This is a genomic window from Kaistella sp. 97-N-M2 (assembly GCF_021513235.1).
Taxonomy (GTDB): domain Bacteria; phylum Bacteroidota; class Bacteroidia; order Flavobacteriales; family Weeksellaceae; genus Kaistella.
Genome location: NZ_CP090976.1, coordinates 2,631,408 through 2,653,569, shown reverse-complemented (window position 1 = coordinate 2,653,569; position 22,162 = coordinate 2,631,408). Strand labels below are relative to the sequence as shown.

20 protein-coding genes are annotated in these 22,162 nt (G+C 41.9%); 7 read left to right on the top strand and 13 right to left on the bottom strand.

All coding sequences use genetic code 11. From position 1 onward, the window contains the following. Positions 1–21: 21 nt before the first annotated feature. The 8 genes from L0B70_RS12380 to xth form a co-directional block, all read right to left on the bottom strand. Positions 22–507 carry a DNA-deoxyinosine glycosylase gene (locus L0B70_RS12380; protein WP_235142082.1) on the bottom strand — a complete coding sequence of 162 codons (486 nt, stop codon included), beginning with the start codon at positions 505–507 and terminating at the stop codon, positions 22–24. Between the two features lie 63 nt (positions 508–570). After that, the gene (locus L0B70_RS12375) at positions 571–939 is read right to left on the bottom strand and encodes a glyoxalase (RefSeq protein WP_235142081.1); all 369 of its coding nucleotides are present in this window, start codon (positions 937–939) and stop codon (positions 571–573) included. 13 nt (positions 940–952) lie between these two features. Then, entirely contained in the window at positions 953–2,950 is a 1,998-nt protein-coding gene (locus tag L0B70_RS12370) for a S9 family peptidase (protein WP_235142080.1), read from the bottom strand. A 60-nt stretch (positions 2,951–3,010) separates the two neighbouring features. Then, positions 3,011–3,499: a PH domain-containing protein gene (locus L0B70_RS12365; RefSeq protein WP_235142079.1), complete on the bottom strand. Its 489-nt coding sequence runs from the start codon at positions 3,497–3,499 to the stop codon at positions 3,011–3,013. Between the two features lies 1 nt (position 3,500). Further along, positions 3,501–5,363, bottom strand: a complete 1,863-nt coding sequence (locus L0B70_RS12360; protein WP_235142078.1) for a M1 family metallopeptidase — start codon at positions 5,361–5,363, stop codon at positions 3,501–3,503. A gap of 112 nt (positions 5,364–5,475) precedes the next feature. Further along, positions 5,476–5,820 (bottom strand): phage holin family protein, encoded by a 345-nt coding sequence (locus L0B70_RS12355; protein WP_235142077.1) that lies wholly within the window; start codon positions 5,818–5,820, stop codon positions 5,476–5,478. Positions 5,821–5,843: 23 nt separating this feature from the next. Then, positions 5,844–6,212: a DUF2147 domain-containing protein gene (locus L0B70_RS12350; protein ID WP_235142076.1), complete on the bottom strand. Its 369-nt coding sequence runs from the start codon at positions 6,210–6,212 to the stop codon at positions 5,844–5,846. 198 nt (positions 6,213–6,410) lie between these two features. Next, positions 6,411–7,184, bottom strand: a complete 774-nt coding sequence (gene xth / locus L0B70_RS12345; RefSeq protein WP_235142075.1) for an exodeoxyribonuclease III — start codon at positions 7,182–7,184, stop codon at positions 6,411–6,413. Positions 7,185–7,279: 95 nt separating this feature from the next. Here xth and L0B70_RS12340 point away from each other — a divergent pair, with 95 nt between their 5' ends. The 7 genes from L0B70_RS12340 (at position 7,280) to L0B70_RS12310 (ending at position 15,439) form a co-directional block, all read left to right on the top strand. After that, positions 7,280–8,059 (top strand): Ku protein, encoded by a 780-nt coding sequence (locus L0B70_RS12340; RefSeq protein ID WP_235142074.1) that lies wholly within the window; start codon positions 7,280–7,282, stop codon positions 8,057–8,059. Between the two features lie 62 nt (positions 8,060–8,121). Next, a complete protein-coding gene (locus tag L0B70_RS12335) occupies positions 8,122–8,733 on the top strand; it encodes a DNA polymerase ligase N-terminal domain-containing protein (protein WP_235142073.1) in 612 nt (203 codons plus the stop codon). 65 nt (positions 8,734–8,798) lie between these two features. After that, a complete protein-coding gene (ligD, locus tag L0B70_RS12330) occupies positions 8,799–10,661 on the top strand; it encodes a DNA ligase D (protein WP_235142072.1) in 1,863 nt (620 codons plus the stop codon). A gap of 77 nt (positions 10,662–10,738) precedes the next feature. After that, complete coding sequence (locus tag L0B70_RS12325; protein WP_235142071.1) at positions 10,739–11,176, top strand: DUF6526 family protein; 438 nt, start codon at positions 10,739–10,741, stop codon at positions 11,174–11,176. 40 nt (positions 11,177–11,216) lie between these two features. Further along, positions 11,217–11,384, top strand: coding sequence for a DUF4407 domain-containing protein (locus tag L0B70_RS12320; protein ID WP_235142070.1), 168 nt, complete (start codon positions 11,217–11,219; stop codon positions 11,382–11,384). A gap of 169 nt (positions 11,385–11,553) precedes the next feature. Further along, positions 11,554–12,663, top strand: a complete 1,110-nt coding sequence (locus L0B70_RS12315) for a DNA topoisomerase IB (RefSeq protein ID WP_235142069.1) — start codon at positions 11,554–11,556, stop codon at positions 12,661–12,663. 388 nt (positions 12,664–13,051) lie between these two features. After that, positions 13,052–15,439, top strand: a complete 2,388-nt coding sequence (locus L0B70_RS12310) for a TonB-dependent receptor domain-containing protein (RefSeq protein ID WP_235142068.1) — start codon at positions 13,052–13,054, stop codon at positions 15,437–15,439. Between the two features lie 81 nt (positions 15,440–15,520). On the opposite strand, the gene L0B70_RS12305 is transcribed toward L0B70_RS12310, so the two are convergent. The 5 genes from L0B70_RS12305 to L0B70_RS12285 all read right to left on the bottom strand — a co-directional run bounded on the left by L0B70_RS12305 (position 15,521) and on the right by L0B70_RS12285 (position 22,071). After that, complete coding sequence (locus L0B70_RS12305) at positions 15,521–16,060, bottom strand: lipocalin family protein (protein WP_235142067.1); 540 nt, start codon at positions 16,058–16,060, stop codon at positions 15,521–15,523. A gap of 18 nt (positions 16,061–16,078) precedes the next feature. Next, positions 16,079–16,720 (bottom strand): ligase-associated DNA damage response endonuclease PdeM, encoded by a 642-nt coding sequence (gene pdeM, locus L0B70_RS12300; protein WP_235142066.1) that lies wholly within the window; start codon positions 16,718–16,720, stop codon positions 16,079–16,081. A gap of 31 nt (positions 16,721–16,751) precedes the next feature. Continuing rightward, positions 16,752–19,229, bottom strand: a complete 2,478-nt coding sequence (locus L0B70_RS12295; protein ID WP_235142065.1) for a ligase-associated DNA damage response DEXH box helicase — start codon at positions 19,227–19,229, stop codon at positions 16,752–16,754. Between the two features lie 186 nt (positions 19,230–19,415). Next, positions 19,416–20,996, bottom strand: a complete 1,581-nt coding sequence (locus tag L0B70_RS12290) for an ATP-dependent DNA ligase (RefSeq protein ID WP_235142064.1) — start codon at positions 20,994–20,996, stop codon at positions 19,416–19,418. Positions 20,997–21,027: 31 nt separating this feature from the next. Then, entirely contained in the window at positions 21,028–22,071 is a 1,044-nt protein-coding gene (locus L0B70_RS12285) for a ligase-associated DNA damage response exonuclease (RefSeq protein ID WP_235142063.1), read from the bottom strand. Positions 22,072–22,162 lie beyond the last annotated feature (91 nt).

Genomic DNA, 22,162 nt, shown 5'->3' with positions numbered 1-22,162 from the left:
CATTGAATCTAAAAAAAAACGTTACAGAAATTTCTTAATTTTTTTCCAGCCCTCCAATTTTTTTTCATATGAAAGCGTGTACGCAGGGCTTGTTGAAGGCAGGTCAAAAACAGCAATGTCGCTTTTCGCACTCAGCTTTTTCTGCACATTTTTAAAGGATTTTTTACCGTTGCAGAAAATGGCTTTGATGTTGGGATAATCGGCTAAAATATGTTCCACATCGTTGTAAACTTCATTTTTGATTTTCGTGTCTAAACTTCCTTCGCGCTCGCAGGAATCGATCACATCCCAAACTGCAATCCGGTTTCTCTGTAAAAATTTCTGCTTTTCTACATAATCGGGGGTGAAATCTTCTTCAAAAATTTCAAATAAAATTTTCCAGAATTTATTTTGAGGATGCGCGTAATATTCCTGCATTTCCAGGGATTTGGTGCCGGGAACGGAGCCCAGAATTAAAATTTTGGCGTCCTCGGAGATGATTGGTGGAAAAGAAAAAATCCGGTTCATGTTTTAAAAATACAAAAAAAGTCCAGACTAAATCCGGACTTTCATTTTTTACGCTCGCGAAAATTATTTGAGCTGGCTTTTTATTCTTTCAATGATCATCGCAACGATTCTTCGGTTGTAGACTTTGCTTTGGAAGCTGTAGGTCTGCAGTTCCTGCGGTGTAAACATACCAATGGTAACGCCGATCAACGTGTTTTTAAGTCCGCTGTCTTTCTGCAGACTTTGGTCTACAAAAGTCCTTTTTTGGGTAATCTTTAGAGAGGCGAAATCTGCATTTTGGCTTTCTGCATATCTTTTGAAAAGGGATAAATACAGGTCATTCTGCAGTTTCAAAACTGGCCTTAAGGTTTGGTTTTGAAAAATTTCTGCCGCCGTGCTTCCGTCGGAAACGGGGATATCCAAAGTTTCCCGTAAATCTAGTTTGCTGATCATTTTTGTATTTATTTTAAAGCGTTTCTTTCAACCATTCGAAAAATTCTCTTTGCCAAACCAAACCGTTTTGAGCGTGCAAAACCCAGTGGTTTTCATTCGGGAAGTAAAGGAATTTGGTTTTCAATCCTTTCAGTTTCGCCGCCTGAAAAGCTTCCTGCCCCTGCTCGTAGGGAACGCGGTAATCAATTCCACCCTGAATGACCATAATTGGTTTGTTCCATTTGTTGACGAAATTCGATGGATTATAATCGGTGTAAGATTTCGGTGTTGGAGTGTCGTACGGCGATCCGCCTAAGTCCCACTTCGCAAACCACAATTCTTCCGTGGTTAAAAACCAGGATTTCATATCGAAAAGTCCATCGTGTGCGATGAAGGTTTTGAAACGGTTTTCGTGGATTCCGGCTAACATAAACACGCTGTATCCGCCGTAACTTGCACCGACCGCGCCCATTCTGTCGCCATCAACATAGGGTAGAGTTTTTGCAAAATCTGCGGCTGCCAGATAATCGCGCATCGGTTGTCCGCCCCAGTCTTTCGAAATATCTTCATTCCATTTTGTTCCCCAACCCGGCATTCCGCGACGGTTGGGTGCTACTACGATATAATCATTTGCCGCCATCAAAGCGAAGTTCCATCTTACGCTGAAAAATTGCGTCAAGGCAGATTGTGGTCCGCCCTGGCAATATAACAATGTCGGATATTTCTTCGCGGGATCGAAATTGGGTGGATAAATAAACCACACGCCCATTTCTTTTCCGTCGCTCGTTTTCACCATTTTGAGCTCCGTTTTCGACGGAGTGATTTTTGCGTAAGTATCTTTATTCACTTCAGTCACCTGTTTCATGGCGCCGTTTTTTAAATCCACAGAAAACAGATCTGCGTTGTGATTCATATCAGTTCGGGAAACCAAAAGCGAATTTTTATTTTCGGCGTGAATCTCTGTCACATCGAAATCACCTTTTGTGATCTGCTGAATTTTTGAATTTTTTGGATTCAACGAAAAAAGCTGCACTGTTCCGCGGAAGGCCGTGGTGAAATAAATATTTTTGGAATCCTGAGACCAGAAAACGGAACCGACCACACTTTCATCCCAATCTTTCGTCAGGTTCGTAGTTTTGCCTGATTTCCAGTCCAGAATTTTAACATCATTTTTATCGGCTTCAAAGCCTCCTCTTTCCATGGATTGCCACGTCAAATATTTGCCGTCGGGCGAAAATTTCGGATTAACATCGTAGCCTTTATAGCTTTCCGTCAGGTTTTTTACCGTTCCGGAATTCAGGTCATAGGCAAAAATATCGGTGTTCGTCGATTGGGCGTACTCGGCACCACTCAAAGGTTTTGTTACATATAAAAGTTGAGCGGAATCCGGACTCCAGATAAAATCTTCGCTGCCGCCGGAAGGTCTTTGCGGCGAATCCCAAGGTTTTCCTGCGAGTAGATCTATTGCATTTTCAATGCTTTCGGAAACATTTGCAACAAAAACATGGTTGTATTTTCCTTCATTAAAATAATCCCAGTGACGGTGATTGAGATCGGTATAAATATGCGCCGTCGATTTTGGCACGTCGGAATACTTCTCTTTTCCGAGCACTTTTTCTACCAAAACCTGCTTGCTGAAAGCGATCTTTTTGCCGTCCGGAGAAATTATTACATTATCAACTTCGCCCACAGTATAAAAATCTGTCCAGGTTTTTCCCGCATCTTTGGAAAGATAGATTTTCTCGCCTTCCTGCGCATAGATTCCGTTTTCATCCCACTGAATGACCGCTTTTTTGCCCAAATCCAAATTGGTGGCCGCGGAATTTTTGATATTGAAAAAGTAATATTTCTTATTGTTTTTTTCGGTTTTCAAATCCGTTTTACCCAAGCTGTAAATGAGCGAAGTCTGATCGGGCGAAACCGCCGCAACTCCAATTTTATTTAAAGTCCAAAGCGTTTCCGGCGTCATCACATTTTGTGCATTCATAAGAAAAGGGGCCGCGAGTGCGACTAAAGTATGTTTTATTTTCATTAGAAATTAATTTAAAAATTAAAGAGATACAAATATAGAACTTTACGGAAAGACTTTTATTTACACAGGCGAATTCATTTGTTGGGCAGTTAGGTTTAGAAAATCATCCCGCTTCTCCGGACTGATCATATAAATTTGACCTGAGTTTAAGGTAATCTTAACTTTTTTATGAATATTGGTAACGTACCAAATATCGCCGCCATTGAAATAACCAAAATAGCCAAATAAACCTCCCACGCCAAAAGTTCGCAGATTGAAGCCGGTCTTATCAATTTTCTCCAAATTTTTGATTTCCTTGAGATCGATTAAAACGGGACCGTAAAAATTTGTAATCAAAATATGCGAGGCAGAAAACGCAATTCTTTTGGGTACGAAACCGTAAGAAAAAATAATAACGCCTACTAAAAGCAGCGTCAAAAAGACGGAAACAATCGGTTTGGCGGGCTCCATAAAAAATGAACTTAGAGCGAGCGAAGGCAGGAAAATGACTAAGATGACGGTGATCGCTTTTGTAAAATTATCCATTTTCGCGGTCTCAAATTCTTTCATCTTAAAGGGTAATTAAATTATCATCAGGCGTATAATCCAGATAAATTCCGCCATTCAGTTGAACGCTTTTCACTTTCTTTGAAACTGAAACTGCAGTTTCATAAGTGGAGTTGGTTTTCCAGACTTCAGGCGTAAAATGCTTCTTTGAAACCGTTCCGTCCGTAAAGGTGATATCAACGTCAAACGGTATGGCAAAACCACCAACATTATCAATGTTCAAAACTAAATTCTGACCAGAAACTTTCGCGGAATCCAACTTTAAATCGATATAGTGATTGCTGAAAAACCAGTTCTGCCAAAACCACGTTAAATCTTTGCCGCTTCCCGCATTCATTGTGTTGAAATAATCCCACGGAATCGGATGTTTACCGCTCCAAGTGTTCATATAATGATGCAAAGCTTTTTTGAATAAATCATCGCCCAAAAGATCTTTCAACGCCAAATACGACAAGGCAGGTTTGATGTAAGAATTATTGCCATAACCGCTGCCCGAAACCTGCGTGCTCAGGGAAATAACGGGTTGATCTTCTTCTGTGGACGGATCGTTGATGTACCGTTTTACGCGGAAATCCGTAAACATTTTATCGTTAAATTCTTTGCCGTTTTCTGCTTCTCCGATGAGATACTCCAAAGCGGTCGCCCAACCTTCGTCCATAAAAGCGTAACTTGTTTCGTTGATGCCCATAAAAAAAGGAAAGTACGTGTGCGCAATTTCGTGATCCACGGTTTGGCGCGAATCCGCGAAATTATCCGGAATCGCCGTATCATTCACCATCATTGGATATTCCATATCGGCGAATCCCTGAAATGCCGTCATTGTGGGAAAGGGATATTCAATGCCGGGCCAGTTTTCGGAAAACCATTTGATGCAGTATTTCTGCCATTCGACATATTTTTCGAAATCGGCAGTGCCCGCATTGTACGTTGCCTGAACGCTAACTTTCTTCGAGTTTAGCTGAACGCTTGACGCATCCCAAACATAGGTTGAACTTACGCCAAAAGTAAAATCAGTGATATTGGAAGCGCTGAATTTCCACGTATTTTGGGCGTTTTGAAGGGTTATCTTTTTGGCTTGAATGTGTTCTTTGGTCGCGACATGAATAATTTCGTCACTGGTTAAGGACTTTTTAAATCTGCTTAAAGCTTTCGGTTGCAGAACTTCTTCGGCATTTTTTAAAACTCCCGTCGCGTACACGATGTAATTTTTCGGTACCGAAATGGAAACTTCGTAATTGTTGAAGTCGTTATAAAATTCGTTTCTACCGTTGTGCGGCAGCTTATCCCAGCCGTTGTAATCATCGTAAACGGAAATTCTCGGGTACGCATAAGCGCAGAAAAAAGTATTTTCGTCGATCTGGCCTTCTCTCCCACTTTCTTTTGATAGAGGATATTCCCAGACGATTTTGATTTGATTTTTTGATTTTGGGAGCAGAGCCGTCGTCAATTTTAATTCATAAAGCGTTTCCCAGTTTTCGCTGTTTACTTTATAATCGGCGCCATTCACAGAAAGAGATTTTATTGTTAATCCATCGCTTAAAAAATCTTTGGAAACTCTACTTCCGCGCGGTGACGTCGGTTTGTGAACATTATTAACAAAGCGAATTACCAAAGTTTTTAAACTGTCCGGAGAATTGTTGGAATAATCAATGGTTTCTTTGCCCGAAATTGTTTTCGAGTCAGGATTCACCGCAAAGTCGATAGCGTAGTTCCCGCCGTTCTGCCAGTAATTTTTACCGGGTTTTCCATCTTTGGAACGGGTTTGCTTTTCAAAGGTTTTTTTAATGTTTCTTGGCGTGTAAAGTTCCTGCGAAAAAATGGTGAGCGAAAAGAGCGTCAGAAAGAAGAAGCTGAATAGTTTGGTCATGACAGTTAAATTAAATTCAAAAATAATTAAATAAAGTAAGAATATCTCAAAAACACAAACCCAACTTTAGTTTCCTAAAATTGGGCTCTTGTTTTTTACAAAAATATGAGGACTAATCCTTGGAAGTAAAAAGTCCGTCCAGGAGCGAGGTCACCAAAGATAGCGCAATACTGAAGATAAAGGCCCACCAGAAACCGTCGATATTCATACTGTCGATAAAATAATCGGCAATTAAGAAAACCACCGCATTAATCACCAAAGAAAAAAGCCCTAAAGTAAGAATGGTTAAGGGCAATCCCAAAATTTTCAGAATCGGCGTAACAATTAGGTTTAGAATTCCCAAAACGATGGCGAAGATAATTGCGCCCGTAAAGCCGGAAAAATGGATGCCGGGTAAAACGTACGCCAATGCATAAGCAACAACGGCGGTAACAAGAAGTCTGAGTAATAAATTCATAGTTTATAGATTTAAAAAGGTTATTAATTTGCTCTGCGGAAAGACATGCTTTTGCCAATCCATTTAAATTTCCAGTACCCACGCACTTTCAGAATTCCGTCTTTTGTGAAGTTCGCGGAAGAATCCCAGTGTTTGCCCGTAGAGGCGTCGTAAATTTTGCCATTTTCCCACGTGTGGTGTTTTGGATTGTACTGTAATCCCTCCAGAATTTCCATACCGATTATTTTGCGGTGCCGTAAAGCCGGATTCGGATTTTCCGTATCCAGACGCGTTTCGATGGGTTTTCCGCTACCAAGATGCTTATCAAACCAGACCACTTTGGCCTTATACTCGTTATTGGATTCGTATACTTTCACTACAACGCTGTTATCGGTGGCAATCCAAACGCCCAAAATATCGCTGGCTTTGGACTGGGCATTTACGTTAAAAAAACAGAATAATAAAAGAAGGATAATTTTTTTTCAAACATGGACTTCACTATGCAATATTTTTGCCATTTCCGCCGTAAAACGTCTTTCCGCGCATATTTAAGGAAGATTTTTCCTTTGACAAAAATATTTTTGATTGTTATTTTGAAGAATACGATCAGATTATTCTTCCAACTCGATCCAGACCGGCGTATGGTCGCTGGATTTTTCCCACCCGCGCACGTGTTTATCGACTTCCGCTTTTTTTAGATGCGGCACAACTTCCGGCGAAACCAGAAAATGATCGATGCGCAAACCTGCATTTCGCTGAAACGCATTTCGGAAGTAATCCCAAAAAGTATAAACCGTATCTTCCGGATAAAAATACCGTATCACGTCTGTCCAACCCTGGCTGACCAGATTATGGAAAGCTTCTCGAACTTCCGGCAGAAAAAGCGCATCTGCTTTAAATTTTTCGGGCTTGTAGACATCTTTTTCTGTCGGCATCACATTAAAATCGCCAATCAGCAGAACTTTCTTTCCCGAGGTGATGAGCATTTCCGCGTGCGCATCCAAACGTTGAAACCATCGCATTTTATACTCAAACTTTGGTCCCGGCACCGGATTTCCGTTCGGCATATAAATGCACGCAATAATGAGATCACCAATTTTCACTTCCAGATAACGACTCGCTTGTATTTCTTCTTCGCCGGGCAGATCAGTCCGCGAAACTTCGGGCTTGCGATCTTTTGCGAGCACCGCAACGCCGTTCCAGCTTTTCTGTCCTAGCCAAACCGCGTGGTAGCCGGCTTCCAAAATTTCAGCTTCCGGAAATTTTTCCTGGGGCGCTTTCAGTTCCTGCAGACAAACTACATCGGGCTGTGCCTCTTTCAGCCATCTTAACAGCACGGGCAACCTTCCGTTTACGCCGTTTACATTATATGTTGCGATTTTCATTCCTCTTAAATTTACTCAAAGTTAGGGAGAAAATTAAAAACTCAATTTCTTTGGAAGCATTTTTGATGGTCATTTTAGCATTAAAACCCAAAACTATGAGAGCAATTTGGAACGGAGCCATCGGTTTCGGCCTGGTAAATATTCCGATTAAATTATATTCTGCGACGGAAGAAAGCAATATCGATCTTGATATGCTCGACAAAGACGATCTTGAGAATATTAATTTTAAACGTGTGAATGCCAAAACCGGCAAGGAAGTGAAATGGGCCGATATTGTAAAAGGTTACAAACTGGAAGACCGCTATATTGTTCTTACTGACGAAGATTTCAAAGAAGTGAGCCCGGAAAAATCGAAAATTTTAAAAATTAATCAGTTCGTCGATATCAACGAGATCGACAGCGCTTACTTCGAATCCTCTTATTTTTTGGAACCGCAGAAAAACGGTGAAGAAGCTTACAAACTTTTGCTGCAGTCTCTCATCAAAACAAAGATGGCCGGAATCGGAACTTTTATTCTGAGGGAAAAGGAAATTTTGTGTTTGGTCCGTCCCTACGAAGATAAAATTTTGATGGTCAACCGCATGCGATATCCCGAAGAGATCCGCGAATTTGAAGACCTGAAACTTCCGTCCGCAAAAAAACCGAAAGAAGAAGAACTTACTATGGCCGAATCGCTGATTAAACAGTTGGCGACTAAATTCGATCCCGATAAATACAAAAACACATACAACGACGATTTGATGAAGATCATTGAAGCGAAAGCCAAAGGAAAAACAAAAAAAGTGGAAACCAAAGAAGAGGTTTCCGCGAAAGCTACGGACCTTATGGCGCAGCTGAAAGCCAGTCTGGAAGCCGGAAAAGCCAAAGCCGGTTAAGAATTTTCAGCGATAATATTTCAAATTAATTTCAACTTTTTAAATCGTCAAATAGGACATCGATGGGACTGGAGGACTACAATAAAAAACGGGATTTCGAGCAGACCGCAGAACCCAAAGGCAAGAATGAAAGTGGTGGCGGCAAACTGAAATTTGTTGTGCAGCGCCACGCAGCAAGCCGCCTGCATTACGATTTCCGTCTGGAAATGGAGGGCGTTCTTAAAAGCTGGGCCATCCCGAAAGGTCCGTCTTTAAATCCCGAAGACAAACGCCTCGCCATGATGGTTGAAGATCATCCGTATGCCTACCGGACCTTTGAAGGCTCCATTCCGAAAGGAAATTATGGCGCGGGTGAAGTAGAAATCTGGGACGAAGGAACGTACGAACCTTTGGAAAAAGTAAAAGGAAAAACCGACGATGCAGTTATGCAGGCGGAACTTGCAAACGATTCTTTGAAATTTGTTCTGCACGGTAAAAAGCTGAAAGGCGAATTTGCCCTTGTCAAAATAAAAAATGCAACCGACGGAAATCCCTGGCTGCTCATCAAACACCGCGACGACTTCGCAACCGATCATTATGATGCAGAAGAAAACACCGCACCCGACTCCAAAGTTTCGGAATATTTAGAACAAAAAAAGGGTAAAAAAAAAGCACTAAACCCGCGGAGAAAATAAAATCTTTCAAAAATTATACGCCTGCGCTCACGGGCGAAAAAAAATTATCCAAATTCATTACGCCAATGCTCGCGTCGATTGAGCCCAAACCTTTCAGCAGCCCGGAGTGGGCTTTTGAAATTAAATGGGACGGCTATCGCGCTGTCGCCGATCTTCGAAACGGCGTTCAGCTGTATTCCCGCAACGGCCTTTCTTATGTGGAAAAATTTAAGAAAGTAGCCAACGCTTTGAAATTTCAGGAACATGAAATGGTGATTGACGGCGAACTGGTGGCCTACGATAACAAGGGAAAGCCCAACTTCCAGTGGCTGCAAAGAATTGGGGAAAATCCAAACCTTACCGTGCTTTTTCAGGTCTTCGATCTGCTTTGGCTGAACGGCCATTCCACCGAAAATTTAAGTTTTCTGCAGCGAAAAGAATTGCTGAAAGAAGCTTTAAAAGAAAATGAAATCGTTAAATATCACGATCATGTCTTGGAAAAAGGTGAAGCCTTTTTTCGCCTGATCGAAAGCATGGAACTGGAAGGAATGATGGCGAAGAAAATCGACAGCACGTATCATGAAGGTTCGCGCAGCGGGGACTGGCTAAAGGTGAAAAGCCAGCAGACGGAAGAAGTGCTGATTTGTGGATTTACCGCGCCGAAAGGCGGCCGTAAAAAATTCGGTTCTCTAATTTTAGGCCGGTACAACGGCGACGAAATCATCTTTTGCGGACATACAGGAACGGGTTTCAGCGACAAAACTTTGGTAGAACTTTACGATAAAATGGAACCGCTTATCACGCCGAAATCTGCTTTTAAAGTGACGCCAAAGACAAACGATAAAGCAACCTGGATTAAGCCGGACCTGATCGCGGAAATTAAATTCACGGAACTGACGGGCGATCACATTTTTCGCCATCCTGTTTTTCTAAGGTTGCGCGAAGATCTCAATCCGAAAGATTTAAATTTTAAAAAAGAAGAAACCGAAACCGCGGAAGAAGCTCCAATTTTAAAAAAAACGGTTATGAAAAGAGATCCCGAAAAACTCCAGAAGTTTGATAAAAAAGAGGTGAAACTTACGAATCAAAATAAGATCTACTTCCCGAAAGATCAGGTCACGAAAGGCGATATGATTGATTACTATCAAAGTGTGGCGGAATATCTTTTACCGCATCTGAAAGACCGTCCGCAATCGATGAACCGTTTTCCGAACGGCATCGACGGTATGAGTTTTTACCAAAAAGACGCTTCGGACGAAACACCCGACTGGATCGACAGGCAGAAAGTATTTTCGGAATCGACTGACAAATACATCAACTACATTTTGTGCAACAACAAAGCGACGATGGCGTATATGAATAATTTGGGCTGCATCGAATTTAACGTCTGGACCAGTCGCGTGGAAACAGCCGACTCGCCGGATTATCTCGTTTTGGATTTGGATCCCTCGGAAAACAACAGTTTCGACGACGTGATCGAAACGGCAAAAGTTGCGAAGAAATACATGGATAAAGGCGGAATTGACGGCTACTGCAAAACCTCGGGAAGCTCTGGAATTCATATTTACATTCCCATGGGCGCGCAGTATTCCTTCGATCAGGTGAAAGATTTCGGACACCTTTTGATGCAAATGGTGCAGCGCGAACTGCCGGATATTACTACGCTGGAACGCTCGCTTCAAAAACGCGACAAAGACAAAATTTATTTGGATTATCTTCAAAACCGCCGCGGGCAAACGCTGGCGAGCGTCTACAGTTTAAGACCCAAAAACGGCGCGCCGGTCTCCATGCCGATCGAGTGGAACGAACTCAAAAGCGGTCTGAAACCTGCCGATTTTAATATTGAAAATGCCTTAGGAAGAATCCAAAAAAACGGCGACCTTTTCAAACCCGTGCTGGGCAAAGGAATCGACATGCTGAAAGCCATCGGACTTTTGCATACTGAATAACACTGCTTTATCAATTTCCGCACTGGTTTTACGCCACAGATAATTGATTTTGGTTGCATTTTTGATAAGCAAACAACATGAAAACGCAGAACTACAGCAATCACCGTAAATTTTATGCGCCCCACCATTTTATCTATTTGCCGCTTTTGGCGATTTTAGAAGGCGTTGGGATTGTTCAGATTTTTCGCGATGAAACGCATCAACTAACGTGGATTTTGTTTTCTATGGTCATGTTCCTTTTAATTTATTTAACTTTAATGGTTCGTCAGCATTATGCTTTAGGAAATCAGGACCGTATTCTGCGCCTCGAATTTCAGCAGCGGTATTTTGAACTTTACGGCAAACGATCGGATGATGTGGTAGAAAAGCTGAAATTTGGCCAAATTGCCGCACTGCGTTTTGCGTACGATGATGAATTTAAAATCCTTCTGGAAAAAACCCTAAAAAGTAATATCTCAGGCGACGAAATTAAAAAATCAATTCAAAAATGGAAACCTGATTTTCACCGCGTTTAATGATTCAAATTTAAAAATATAAACCTTAAAAATAACTATTATGAAAAAGTTCACTTTACTCAGTTTAGCCGTATTCGCGTTTCTTTCTTTAACAAGTTGTGATGCCATCGGAACCATCTTCAAAGCCGGAATGTGGTGGGGATTCATCCTTGTTGCAGCCGTAATCGCTTTGGTTATTTGGCTCTTCACCCGCGGTAAAAACAATTAATCAATACAACGGTTTAAAAATAACACGATTACTCTATTAAATTAAAGAAAGGAAAGGTGATGAAAATTAGTCCTTTTCTTTCTTTTTTGCATTCCGCATCAAAGCCACAATAGAAATAAAAACTTTTTTTCCTTACATTTAAATTCAATCCTAGATAATATTTACTGAGATGAAAAATTCCGATACTGATCTGATCGCCTCCTTAACGCCTTCAAAAATTGTAAAAATAATGAAGGATCCGGTAAAATCTGCGAAAGCAGTTCAGCTCATCTACACCTCAGATCACGAGTATGACGGCATTGTCCGTAAAAAGTCCGGCAAAAAATATGTTTATTATCTGGGAGACGAAAAAATTAAAGACAAAGAAGAAATTACGAGAATCAACAAATTAGCCATTCCACCTGCATGGGAAGGAGTTTGGATCTGCTCTTTGGGCAACGGCCATCTTCAGGCAACCGGGCTGGACGCGAAACACCGAAAACAGTACCGCTACCATCCGTTATGGAATGCACTGCGAAACCATACCAAATTCTACCGAATGCTGCAGTTCGGCTATGTTCTGCCAAAGATCAGGCTTCAACTGGAGAAGGATCTCTCCATCAAAGGTCTGAACAAGAGGAAAGTGCTTGCAGTGGTGGTAAGTTTAATGGAGAGAACGAACATCCGTATCGGAAATAATGTGTACGAAAAATTATACGGTTCTTTCGGTTTAACAACGTTAAAAGACAAACACGTCCAGATTAATGGTAAAAAGATGCATTTCTCCTTTAAAGGAAAAAAAGGAATTTATCATGACATCGATCTCAAAAACAACAAGCTGGCAAAAGCCGTTCAGAACTGCAAAGACATCCCCGGGAAAGAACTTTTTCAGTATTACGATGAGGAGGGGAAAAGGCACGCCATCGAGTCGGGCATGGTGAACGAGTACATCAAAGAAATCAGCGGCGAGGATTTTACCGCGAAAGACTTTAGAACCTGGTCCGGAACGGTGAATGCGTTAATTGCTTTCAAAGAGATTGGCGCCGCAGAAAGCGACAAGGAATACAAATCAAAAGTAAAGGAAGCGCTGGACATCGTGGCCTCGCATCTTGGAAATACGGGCAATGTATGCAGGAAATATTACGTTCATCCATTAGTCATTAATCTTTACGAAAATAATTCCATTAAAAAATATCTGGATGAACTCGATGAAATAGAAGTGAATGACGGTAAAACCGGTTTAACGAAAGAAGAAAGTATCGTCATGAAAATTTTAGAAAATGAAAAACTTCGAAATTAAAGATCGCGATCCATTAGAACGATCAGTAAAGAAGATCACCTTTTTTAGGTGATTTTTTTTGTGTTATCAATGAGATTAATAGTAAGCATCAATACCAAAATTATGAAATTAGAATTATTTCTTACTACTTTTGAGGTAAATAAAAATAATGTTATAAATATCTTATCATAGTTAGTGTTTTTAGTGTGGAGAATACATCTTTTAAAAAGAAGATGTATTCTTTTTTTGGTGTGTTCTAAAATCGCAAAACTATTTATGTTATTTTGTGTTGATTCCAGTTTAAACATTCGAATTATCTTTGCCACGGTATTAATTTGACAATGCAGGATTTTTACAAAACCAAGAAATTATGCTGAAAACATTGGCTTTAAAAAAAATATGTGATTACATGAGAAACCTTTGCCTTTTTTTTGCCGTCTTTTATTCTTTTGCCTTTGCAGCGCAGGTCGGCTCCATTAACATTTCCGTCTTCGATGAATTCAGTAAAAAACCGCTTAATGCGGTGGTTCATTTAAATGATTTGGCGAAAAGTGATTCCGGACGCGGAAGCGTGCAACTTTCAGAAATTCCCTCGGGAACGTATACTTTCGAGATTTCGTCTGAAGGATACCAAACCGGTTTTTTGAATGATATTAATATTCTGCCCAATCAAAATCTGACCTTCAGTATTGGTTTGAAGAGATCCGAAGGCGCCACCATTCAGGAAGTCGTTATCACGAAAAAAATGTATAAAACCACGGCCGAAAGTCCGCTGTCCCTGCGAAATATTACGAGTGAAGAAGTTCAGAAAAATGCGGGAACGAACCGTGATATCTCGCGCGCAATCTTAAGTTTTCCGGGCGTCGGCAGCACGGCGACCTTTAGAAATGACCTTTTTATTCGCGGCGGAAGTTCGGCAGAAAACAAATTTTATATCGACGGCATCGAGGTTCCCATCATCAATCATTTTCAAACGCAGGGCGCTTCCGGCGGACCGCGGGGCATTATTACCATCGACTTTATTAAAGATGTCGATTTTTACAGCGGCGCTTTTCCGGCAAATAGAAACGGAATTTTATCCTCGCTTTTTGAATTTAATTTAAAAGAGGCCCGGAAAGACAAACTCGGTTACAAAGCGATTTTAGGTTTAGACGACATGCAATTGATGGTTGATGGACCGCTGTCCAAAGACCAATCCTGGAGTGGTTTATTTTCGGTGCGAAAGTCTAATTTACAGTTGCTTTTCAAAGCCATCGGACTTCCATTTTTGCCAAGTTATTATGATGCTACTTTTAAGGTTTCGAAAAAATTCCAAAGCGGCGACGAATTGTATTTTATCGGTCTAGGCGCGTTGGATGATTTTAAATTTAACACCGACGCGAAAAAAACCTTAACCAATCAAACTCTTATTGATCGGCTTCCCGTGTCGCCACAATGGAATTACACCTTTGGAACGGGTTACCGCCATTTGGCAGAAAACGGAAACTGGCTCTTTACCTACAGCCGAAATATGCTCGACAATCAGGCGAAAAAATACTACCGAAACAGTGAAACTCCCGAAAATCTGCTCTATGATTACAAATCCCGGGAAGCGGAAAATAAATTCCGCATCGACCGAAATTTCCAGCTTCAGGATTATAGATTAAGCGCCGGCAGCAATATTAATTTTGCCAGATATTCCAACAATTCTACCATCAAACAGGTGAATCAAACTGAGATTAACTTCGATCAGATCTCTTCGAACATTAATTTGCTGCAATATGGTTTTTATCTGCAGTCTTCCAGAAATTTTTTCGCTGATGCGCTGCAGGTTTCTTTGGGTGTCCGAATCGACGGCAGCAATTATTCCGACCGGACCAATAATCCTCTCGAGCAGTTTTCTCCGCGACTTTCTTTAAGCTATAACTTTGCGGAACGTTGGGCCTTCAACTTCAATTCCGGAATCTACTATCAACTGCCGGCTTACACGTCATTAGGGTATAAACTGAATGATATTTTTCTTAATAAAAGCACTTTAAAATATGTAAAAAATATCCATTTCGTCGCAGGTTTGGAATATAACGGGAAAAATAATCTGCGCCTGACTATGGAAGGTTATTACAAGAAATATAAAAATTATCCCTTCTCTTTGCGAAACCAAATTTCTTTGGCCAATATCGGTGCCGATTTTGGCGTGGTGGGCAGCGAACCTGTGGATTCCAGGGGTTTTGGCGAAACCTACGGTGTGGAATTTTTGGCGCAGAAAAGAACCATCAATAATTATTATGGCATTGTCGCCTACACTTTTGGCTATTCAAAATTCAGCAATGCGTCGGGCGATTTATTGCCCTCGAGCTGGGATTCGCGCCATATTTTATCCTTGAGTACGGGAAAATATTTTAACCGCAACTGGAATTTAGGCGCCCGCTTCCGGCTGCAGTCCGGTTTACCCGAAACACCGTATGATCTGGCCAGAAGTTCTCTGGTTAACATCTGGAACATTTCCAACGGACCGGTGCAGGATTTTTCCCAGTTAAACACTTTGCGTGGAAATGTAGCGCATCAGCTGGATTTGCGCGCCGAGAAGAAATGGATCTTCAAAAAATGGCAGTTTACCGCATACCTCGATATTGTTAATATTTACGGGTCAAAAAGTGCGAGCGGATTACCTGTAGTTAATCTTCAACGCGATGACGCAGGAAATGGAATTATTGCAAACCCTTCTGCGCCGCAGCATCAACAGTATTACGTGCTGGATACAGGCGAAAACGACAACAACACGCCACTTCCCTACTTCGGATTTATTTTTGAATTTTAATGTAACGTTTCGCCTGCCATTTACCTATAAAAAATGCCCACCGATCATTGTCGGCGGGCATTCGTTTTTTTAATATTTGATTTAATCGTGTTTTACCCAGATTAAATTTTCTGTTTTGTAACCTAAAGATTTTGCTTTTTCCAGAAACCTTTGCTTATAACTTTCGGGAATTGTTTTTTCCCGCGATAAGATCCACAGATAATCGAGATTATTGCCGGCAACGAGCGCATATCTATAATTTTCGTCGATATCGATCACATTGTAACCTGCCCAGATGGGTTTGAAAAAAGAAACTTTCAGACGCGCTTCGGTCGGTTTGTTTACAAATTTCGCTTCGCCTACGGATTCTTTCCATTTATTTTTCACGTAATCGTAACCGCGGTTTTTCACCTCGATATTTCCATTGGATTTATCGGAATATTCGGCGGTGGTATTGTTCAGATTTTTTTCAAAACGGAAATCGAAGCGCGCGATCTCGTACCATTTGCCCAAATATTTTTTTGAATCGAAATTCTGTACCGCGGTCGCGCCCTTTGGAATTCCCACGGAACACGAACTTAGAAGGACTGCTCCTAAAATACCAATAGAAAGGGGAACAGCGAGTTTTTTTAATGTTTTCATCGTTAAATTTTTCGTGGGTTACACTTCAAAAATGGTGCCTCCCGTAAAAACGATATTTTTAAAATTTCCTTTTAAAGATTTCGTGTCCAGACCCGTAAATCTGCTGAAAGCGGGCAGAACGATCTGTTGGTCGGACACCGCAAAGCAGGGCAAACGCAGCCTTTCATTTTTTCCTTTTAGCACAAACCCGGGATGAATATGTCCCGAAATATAAAAATGTTTGTCTTCAAGTTCTTCCGGATGATGAATAAAGGTGAAAGGAGCCATTTCAAGCGCTTCGTCGATGCATTCGATGCCGAGCTCATCGTAAATTTCACACTTTAATTTATCGTGATTGCCGCGGATTAGAATAAAACTTTGCGGAAACTGAAAACGCCAGTCTTTAAAAAGATCGAGATCGGAATTATAACCGGCATGAAAAAGATCGCCCACAAAAAGCACTTTCTCCGGCTGAAAATGATGAATCAAGTATTCTAATTTTTCCAGATCGTGCAGTAATACTTCGGAGGAGACTGCGATGCCGTGCTTTCGAAAATGCGCCGATTTTCCCACATGCAGATCACTGAGGATCAGTATCTTTTTTTCTTTCCAAAACAAAGCACGCTGATTGGTGAAGGTTAAGGTTGCGTTTTGAATTTCCTTATCTAAAGTTTTGAGCATTTATTTTTCTAAATTATTTTGGCGCAGAATCTTACTTTCCACGCACCGTCTGCGCTATCGTTTTTCCTTTCTTCATGGCTTCCGCCTGCATTCTTTTAATTCTTTCGCCCAAATCTTCGCTGCTCAAAGACTGGCGCAGACTGTCGACTTTGATGGGAAAACTCAGGGGAGTAAAAGAGTTCGCAAATTTCAGAATAATTTTGGAATTTTCAATCCTGTTGAACGCTTCCACCAGCCGCGCTTCATCGATCTGTTGGTTAAAAACCTCCGTGTAAGCCTGTTTCAGAAGGATATTTTGAGAATCGTAATCTTCTAAAACATTAAAAATTAAACCCGCGGAAGCCTGCAGACTTTTGTTGTTTTTTTGCTGGCCCGGATAAGTCTGGATCACCAAACCCGAAATCACGGCGATGTCCCGAAATTTTCTGCGCGCCATTTCCGTGGCGTTAATACTGCTTAAAACATCCTGAATTAAATTTTCTTTCGTGAGAATTTGCTTTAAATTTTCTTCGGTCAGCGGGATTTCCTGAGAACTCAAAAGTTCAAAACCATAATCGTTCATCGCCATTGAAAACGAGATCGGTGTAATTTTAGAAATCCGAAAAGCGATCAAAGCAGACATGACTTCATGAATAAGCCGGCCTTCAAACGGATACATAAAAAGATGATAGCCATCGCGCGTTTTGATGATTTCAACCAAAAATTCGTCCTCTTTCGGAATGTGCGAAATGCCTTCCTGACTCGCCAAAAGCGGATGCAGAAATTTCAGTTCCTTCTCCGAAGATTTCGCATCTAAAGACTGCGACAGTTTGAGACGTAAAAATTGGCCGAGGTACGAACTCAGCGGCAATCGTCCGCCCAGATAACTCGGCACCATGGCTTTTCCTTTGGCATTGCGGCAATACACCGTCATTTCTTTAATGTGCGCAACTTCCAGAACGCGTCCCGCCAGAATAAATTTATCTTCCTTTTTCATGCGCGTGATGAAGTATTCTTCGATCATTCCGACATAACCGCCGCCCAAAACTTTCACTTTCAGCATTGCGTCACTCACGATCACGCCGACGTTCATGCGGTGGAGCATGGCGATTCTGCGGCTCGTCACTTTGTAAATTCCTTTTTCGATGACGACTTTGTGAAACTCCTCATAATTTTTGAAAGCGCCGCCACCAACCGTGATAAACTGCAGCAAAGACTTCCATTCTTCGGGCGTCATTTCCTGAAAAGCAAAAGTGCTTTTAATTTGTTTAAAAGTATCCGCTTCTTTAAAGCCTTCGCCCACCGCCAAAGAAATAAGATATTGCACCAAAACATCAAAGGTCATGACCATCGGAACGCGTGGCTCGATAACTTTCTGCTTCACGGCTTCCTTTAAAGCGGCCACCTCAATTAATTCCAGAGAATGCGTGGGCACGAAATATATTTTTGAGGTTTCAAAAGGAGAATGTCCGCTGCGTCCGGCACGCTGTAAAAAGCGGGCCACGCCTTTGGCGGAACCTATTTGAATCACCGTATCGACCGGTTTAAAATCAACGCCGAGATCCAGCGAAGAAGTTGACACCACGGCTTTTAGATAGCCGGAACTCAAATTTTCTTCAATCCAGATTCGCAGATCTTTATCAATAGAACTGTGATGAATGGCGATCTGTCCCGCAAAATCGGGATGCTGCTGCAGCAAGATCTGGTACCACATTTCGGCCTGACTTCGCGTATTTGTAAAGACCAACGTTGTTTTGCTGTCCAAAATTATCGGGATGACTTTATCCGCAAGTTTATGTCCTAAATGCCCGGCCCAGGGCAAAACCTCGACTTCATCGGGAAAAACCGGAATAATGTCGATCTTCTTTTTTTCTTTCGCAACAACTTTTGTCTTTTTGATTTTATATGGGATTAAAACTTCAAGTGCTTCATCTAAATTTCCAATCGTTGCGGTGATTCCCCAAATCCGTACTTTCTTTTGATAGGAAACCAACCTCGACAAAGCCAGTTCCGTGAGAACGCCGCGTTTTCCGCCCAGAAGTTCGTGCCACTCGTCAACGGCAATGCATTTTAAATTTTTGAAAAATCGCTGGTTATTTTTCTGCGCCAAAAGCAGGTGCATACTTTCGGGTGTGACGAGTAAAATATCGGGCATTTTTTTAGTCTGCGCGGCACGTTCGGCAACCGGCGTATCGCCGTTTCGCACGCCCACGGTCCAGTCCAGGCCGATTTCGTCGATCGCTTCGCGCATGGCTTTGGCGATATCTTTCGCCAGGGCGCGCAAGGGCGTGATCCAAAGAAGCTTTAAACCGTTGCCGTATTGCTCCGGAAAGTTGAGAAAATCAACGATGACGGCTAGGAAAACAGAATAAGTTTTTCCGAAACCGGTGGGCGCGACAACCATTCCGCTGTAGTTTCTGTAAAATTTTTCCCAGGTTTCCATCTGAAAATTGAAGGGCGAAAAATTTTTTTCCGCCATCCAGTTTTTGATGATGTTTAATCCTTCGGTTTGTTGAAAATCTTTCTCCATAAAATTTCGGCGTAGAGCTATTTTTCTCGTATTATTTAAAATTGTTTGTCAAAGACTTGTGAAAGGACTTTAATTTAAAGACAAATTTATTCTTACTGGTTTTTTTCTTTGCAGTGGCTTATCGAAAAGCTGTAGTTATTTTTATTTAAATAATTTGGTACTGAACTTCGAACGCAACTTCTGTTTTTACTGAATTAACTTTTTCACTTCTTCAATATCGTCGATATCTTTCACGGTTTTATCGCGGCGCCACCGCACGATGCGCGGAAAACGCAGGGCTACTCCACTTTTATGGCGGTTGCTGAAACCAATTCCTTCAAAAGCAATTTCAAAAACCAGTTCTGCTTTTACGGTGCGAACGGGACCGAATTTTTCCAGGGAATTCTTCGTCACAAAGCGGCTGACTTCCATAATTTCTTTATCCGTTAAACCCGAATACGCTTTGGCGATGGTGACGAGCTGATCTTCTTTTTTTACGGCAAACGTGTAATCCGTATAAAAACCGCTTCTGCGCCCGCTGCCTTTCTGCGCGTAGATTAAAACGGCATCGATGGTTAGGGCATCTACTTTCCATTTCCACCAGTCGCCTTTTTTGCGGCCGGAATGATAATGCGAATTTTTCTGTTTAAGCATTAAACCTTCACTGTTATTCTCGCGCGATTTCTCCCGAACTTCCGCCAATTCTTCCCAGGATTTTGCAACAATTATTTCCGAAATTTTAATGGTGTCGACATGGGAGTTTTCGATGATCTGTTCCAAAAGCAAGCGCCTTTCGACGAGGGGTTTTTCCCGTAAATCTTCTTCTTCGAGTTCCAAAATATCGTACACAAAAGTATTGATGGGAATTTCTTTCATCATCTTGGCAGAAATCGTTTTGCGGTTGAGGCGCTTTTGGAGTTCATTAAAATTAAGCACTTCATCCTCGCGGACGGCTAAGATTTCGCCATCCAAAACAAAATTGCCTTCCACTTTCTGGAACGCTTCCACCAATTCCGGAAACTGCGCGTTGACGAGTTCTTCGCCGCGTGACCAGATGAAAACTTCGTCGTTTCGTTTGATAAACTGCCCACGAATTCCGTCCCACTTGTATTCGACCTGCCACTCCTCGTGATCGCCCAGATCTTCGGGCGTTTTTTCCAGCGGATACGCCAGACAGAACGGATAAGGTTTGGAATTATCGGGATTGATATTGGTACCCTGAATTAAATCTTCAAAATCCACCTCGTCGATATCCCATTTCCCCATAATGCTGTGCATGAGCTGGCTCGTTTCAATGCCTGAATATTTCGAAAGCGCGTTGATAAGGAGTTTTTTGGACACGCCGACGCGAAAACTACCGCCAATCAATTTGTTAAATATAAAGCGTTCGGTATAGTCGAGTCCGTTCCAGCTTTCCAAAACGTAAGCTTTCTTTTCTGCTTCGGTCTTATCTTTTAAGTCGATGAGTTCGGTGATCCACTGGGAAAGCGATTTGTCGATGATGTTTTCGGGCGCCGGTAAAATGAGGGACAATGTTTCGCCCAGATCGCCGACGGAACTGTAACTCTCCAGAAAAAGCCACTCCGGCAGCTGAATGATCTCCAAGGCCCACATTTTCAGAAAATTACTGTTGATGGGTCTTTTCGGACGTTTTCCCGTAAATAAGGCGAGGAACCAAAGCTTGTCTTTTTCGTCCGCCGTATTTAAATAATGCACCATCGCGTCAACCTTCGCCGTCGTTTTATTACTGCTTTCCAAAGATAAAATGAGTTCTGCGAAATATTTCATGTCTTAGATTGAGGTGATGAATGATTGGTTGCTATTTGGTTTCGGCTTCGGTCTCTGTTTTTTTGATGGGTTCTTCCTCTTTAGCAGAGGATTCTTCTTCGTCGCCAAAATTGGTTTTAACTTCGTCGGATTTAATGCCGATCTCATTCAGATATTTGGAGAAAACAGCGATCTGCCCGTGCGTCACGTGAACCTGTTCGGCGCCTGTGGCTTTCACCGTATCCAATAATCCATTCCAGTCGGCATGATCGGATATCGCAAAACCGGCGTCTGCAGAGCGCCATCTGCGCGAACCACGCACCTGCATCCAGCCCGAACAAAGTCCGGTCGCGCGGTTTGGAATTTTTCGGATCATATTGCTGTCCAACAAGGCGGGCGGCACGATGACGATTTCATTTTTAACCATCTTTAAATCATCATTAAACAAAACCGTTTCATATTCGGGCAATTTTACGCCCACGCTTTCGATGGCTTCGTTTAAACGGCCGATGGAACTGTGCACGAATATTTTCCCCATGCCTTCGACGGACTTCATAATGCGCTGCGCTTTACCCAAAGAATAGCCGATAAAAACGGAAGTCTTCCCCTGTTCGCGGTTGCTTTCAACCCAGGATTTCATCTGATCCGAATACTGTTGCGGCGTTAACCAATTGTAGATGGGCAAGCCAAAAGTGCTTTCGGTAATGAATTCGTTACACTTTACGACTTCGAACGGCGTAGAAATTCCATCGTCCTGAACTTTATAATCACCCGAAAAAACCGTTACAAAACCTTTATATTCCATACGGATCTGGCAGGAACCCACGATATGACCGGCCGGATGAAAACTGACTTTAACGCCGTTAATCATGATGGGTTCATTGTAACCCAAACTTTGCACCTCGATATCTTCGCCAATTCTGATCTTTAAAATAGGTTTCGTAAAGTGATGACAAAGATATTTTTTCATGCCCCATTTTGCGTGATCACCATGGCCGTGGGAGATGACGGCCAAATCGACAGGTCGCCAGGGATCGAGATAAAACTTGCCCGGAATGCAGTAAATGCCTTTGTTGGTGAATTTTACGAGTTTCATTCAGTGTTATTGAGGATTGAGGGGTGATTATTGACTGCGCAAAAAAGATTTTTTTTTCAAAAGCAGAAGCCATTTTTGTACCAGCGAGCGA

Excerpts from the sequence above, each read along its gene's own strand:
- L0B70_RS12335 (WP_235142073.1), top strand. The coding sequence starts at position 8,122 with ATGGGACTGGAGGACTACAATAAAAAACGGGATTTCGAGCAGACCGCA.
- L0B70_RS12305 (WP_235142067.1), bottom strand. The coding sequence starts at position 16,060 with ATGAAAACATTAAAAAAACTCGCTGTTCCCCTTTCTATTGGTATTTTA.
- L0B70_RS12320 (WP_235142070.1), top strand. The coding sequence starts at position 11,217 with ATGAAAAAGTTCACTTTACTCAGTTTAGCCGTATTCGCGTTTCTTTCT.
- L0B70_RS12325 (WP_235142071.1), top strand. The coding sequence starts at position 10,739 with ATGAAAACGCAGAACTACAGCAATCACCGTAAATTTTATGCGCCCCAC.
- L0B70_RS12290 (WP_235142064.1), bottom strand. The coding sequence starts at position 20,996 with ATGAAATATTTCGCAGAACTCATTTTATCTTTGGAAAGCAGTAATAAA.
- L0B70_RS12370 (WP_235142080.1), bottom strand. The coding sequence starts at position 2,950 with ATGAAAATAAAACATACTTTAGTCGCACTCGCGGCCCCTTTTCTTATG.
- ligD (WP_235142072.1), top strand. The coding sequence starts at position 8,799 with ATGCTCGCGTCGATTGAGCCCAAACCTTTCAGCAGCCCGGAGTGGGCT.
- L0B70_RS12360 (WP_235142078.1), bottom strand. The coding sequence starts at position 5,363 with ATGACCAAACTATTCAGCTTCTTCTTTCTGACGCTCTTTTCGCTCACC.
- L0B70_RS12375 (WP_235142081.1), bottom strand. The coding sequence starts at position 939 with ATGATCAGCAAACTAGATTTACGGGAAACTTTGGATATCCCCGTTTCC.
- L0B70_RS12315 (WP_235142069.1), top strand. The coding sequence starts at position 11,554 with ATGAAAAATTCCGATACTGATCTGATCGCCTCCTTAACGCCTTCAAAA.
- L0B70_RS12285 (WP_235142063.1), bottom strand. The coding sequence starts at position 22,071 with ATGAAACTCGTAAAATTCACCAACAAAGGCATTTACTGCATTCCGGGC.
- L0B70_RS12380 (WP_235142082.1), bottom strand. The coding sequence starts at position 507 with ATGAACCGGATTTTTTCTTTTCCACCAATCATCTCCGAGGACGCCAAA.
- L0B70_RS12340 (WP_235142074.1), top strand. The coding sequence starts at position 7,280 with ATGAGAGCAATTTGGAACGGAGCCATCGGTTTCGGCCTGGTAAATATT.
- L0B70_RS12355 (WP_235142077.1), bottom strand. The coding sequence starts at position 5,820 with ATGAATTTATTACTCAGACTTCTTGTTACCGCCGTTGTTGCTTATGCA.
- xth (WP_235142075.1), bottom strand. The coding sequence starts at position 7,184 with ATGAAAATCGCAACATATAATGTAAACGGCGTAAACGGAAGGTTGCCC.
- L0B70_RS12310 (WP_235142068.1), top strand. The coding sequence starts at position 13,052 with ATGAGAAACCTTTGCCTTTTTTTTGCCGTCTTTTATTCTTTTGCCTTT.
- L0B70_RS12295 (WP_235142065.1), bottom strand. The coding sequence starts at position 19,229 with ATGGAGAAAGATTTTCAACAAACCGAAGGATTAAACATCATCAAAAAC.
- L0B70_RS12365 (WP_235142079.1), bottom strand. The coding sequence starts at position 3,499 with ATGAAAGAATTTGAGACCGCGAAAATGGATAATTTTACAAAAGCGATC.
- pdeM (WP_235142066.1), bottom strand. The coding sequence starts at position 16,720 with ATGCTCAAAACTTTAGATAAGGAAATTCAAAACGCAACCTTAACCTTC.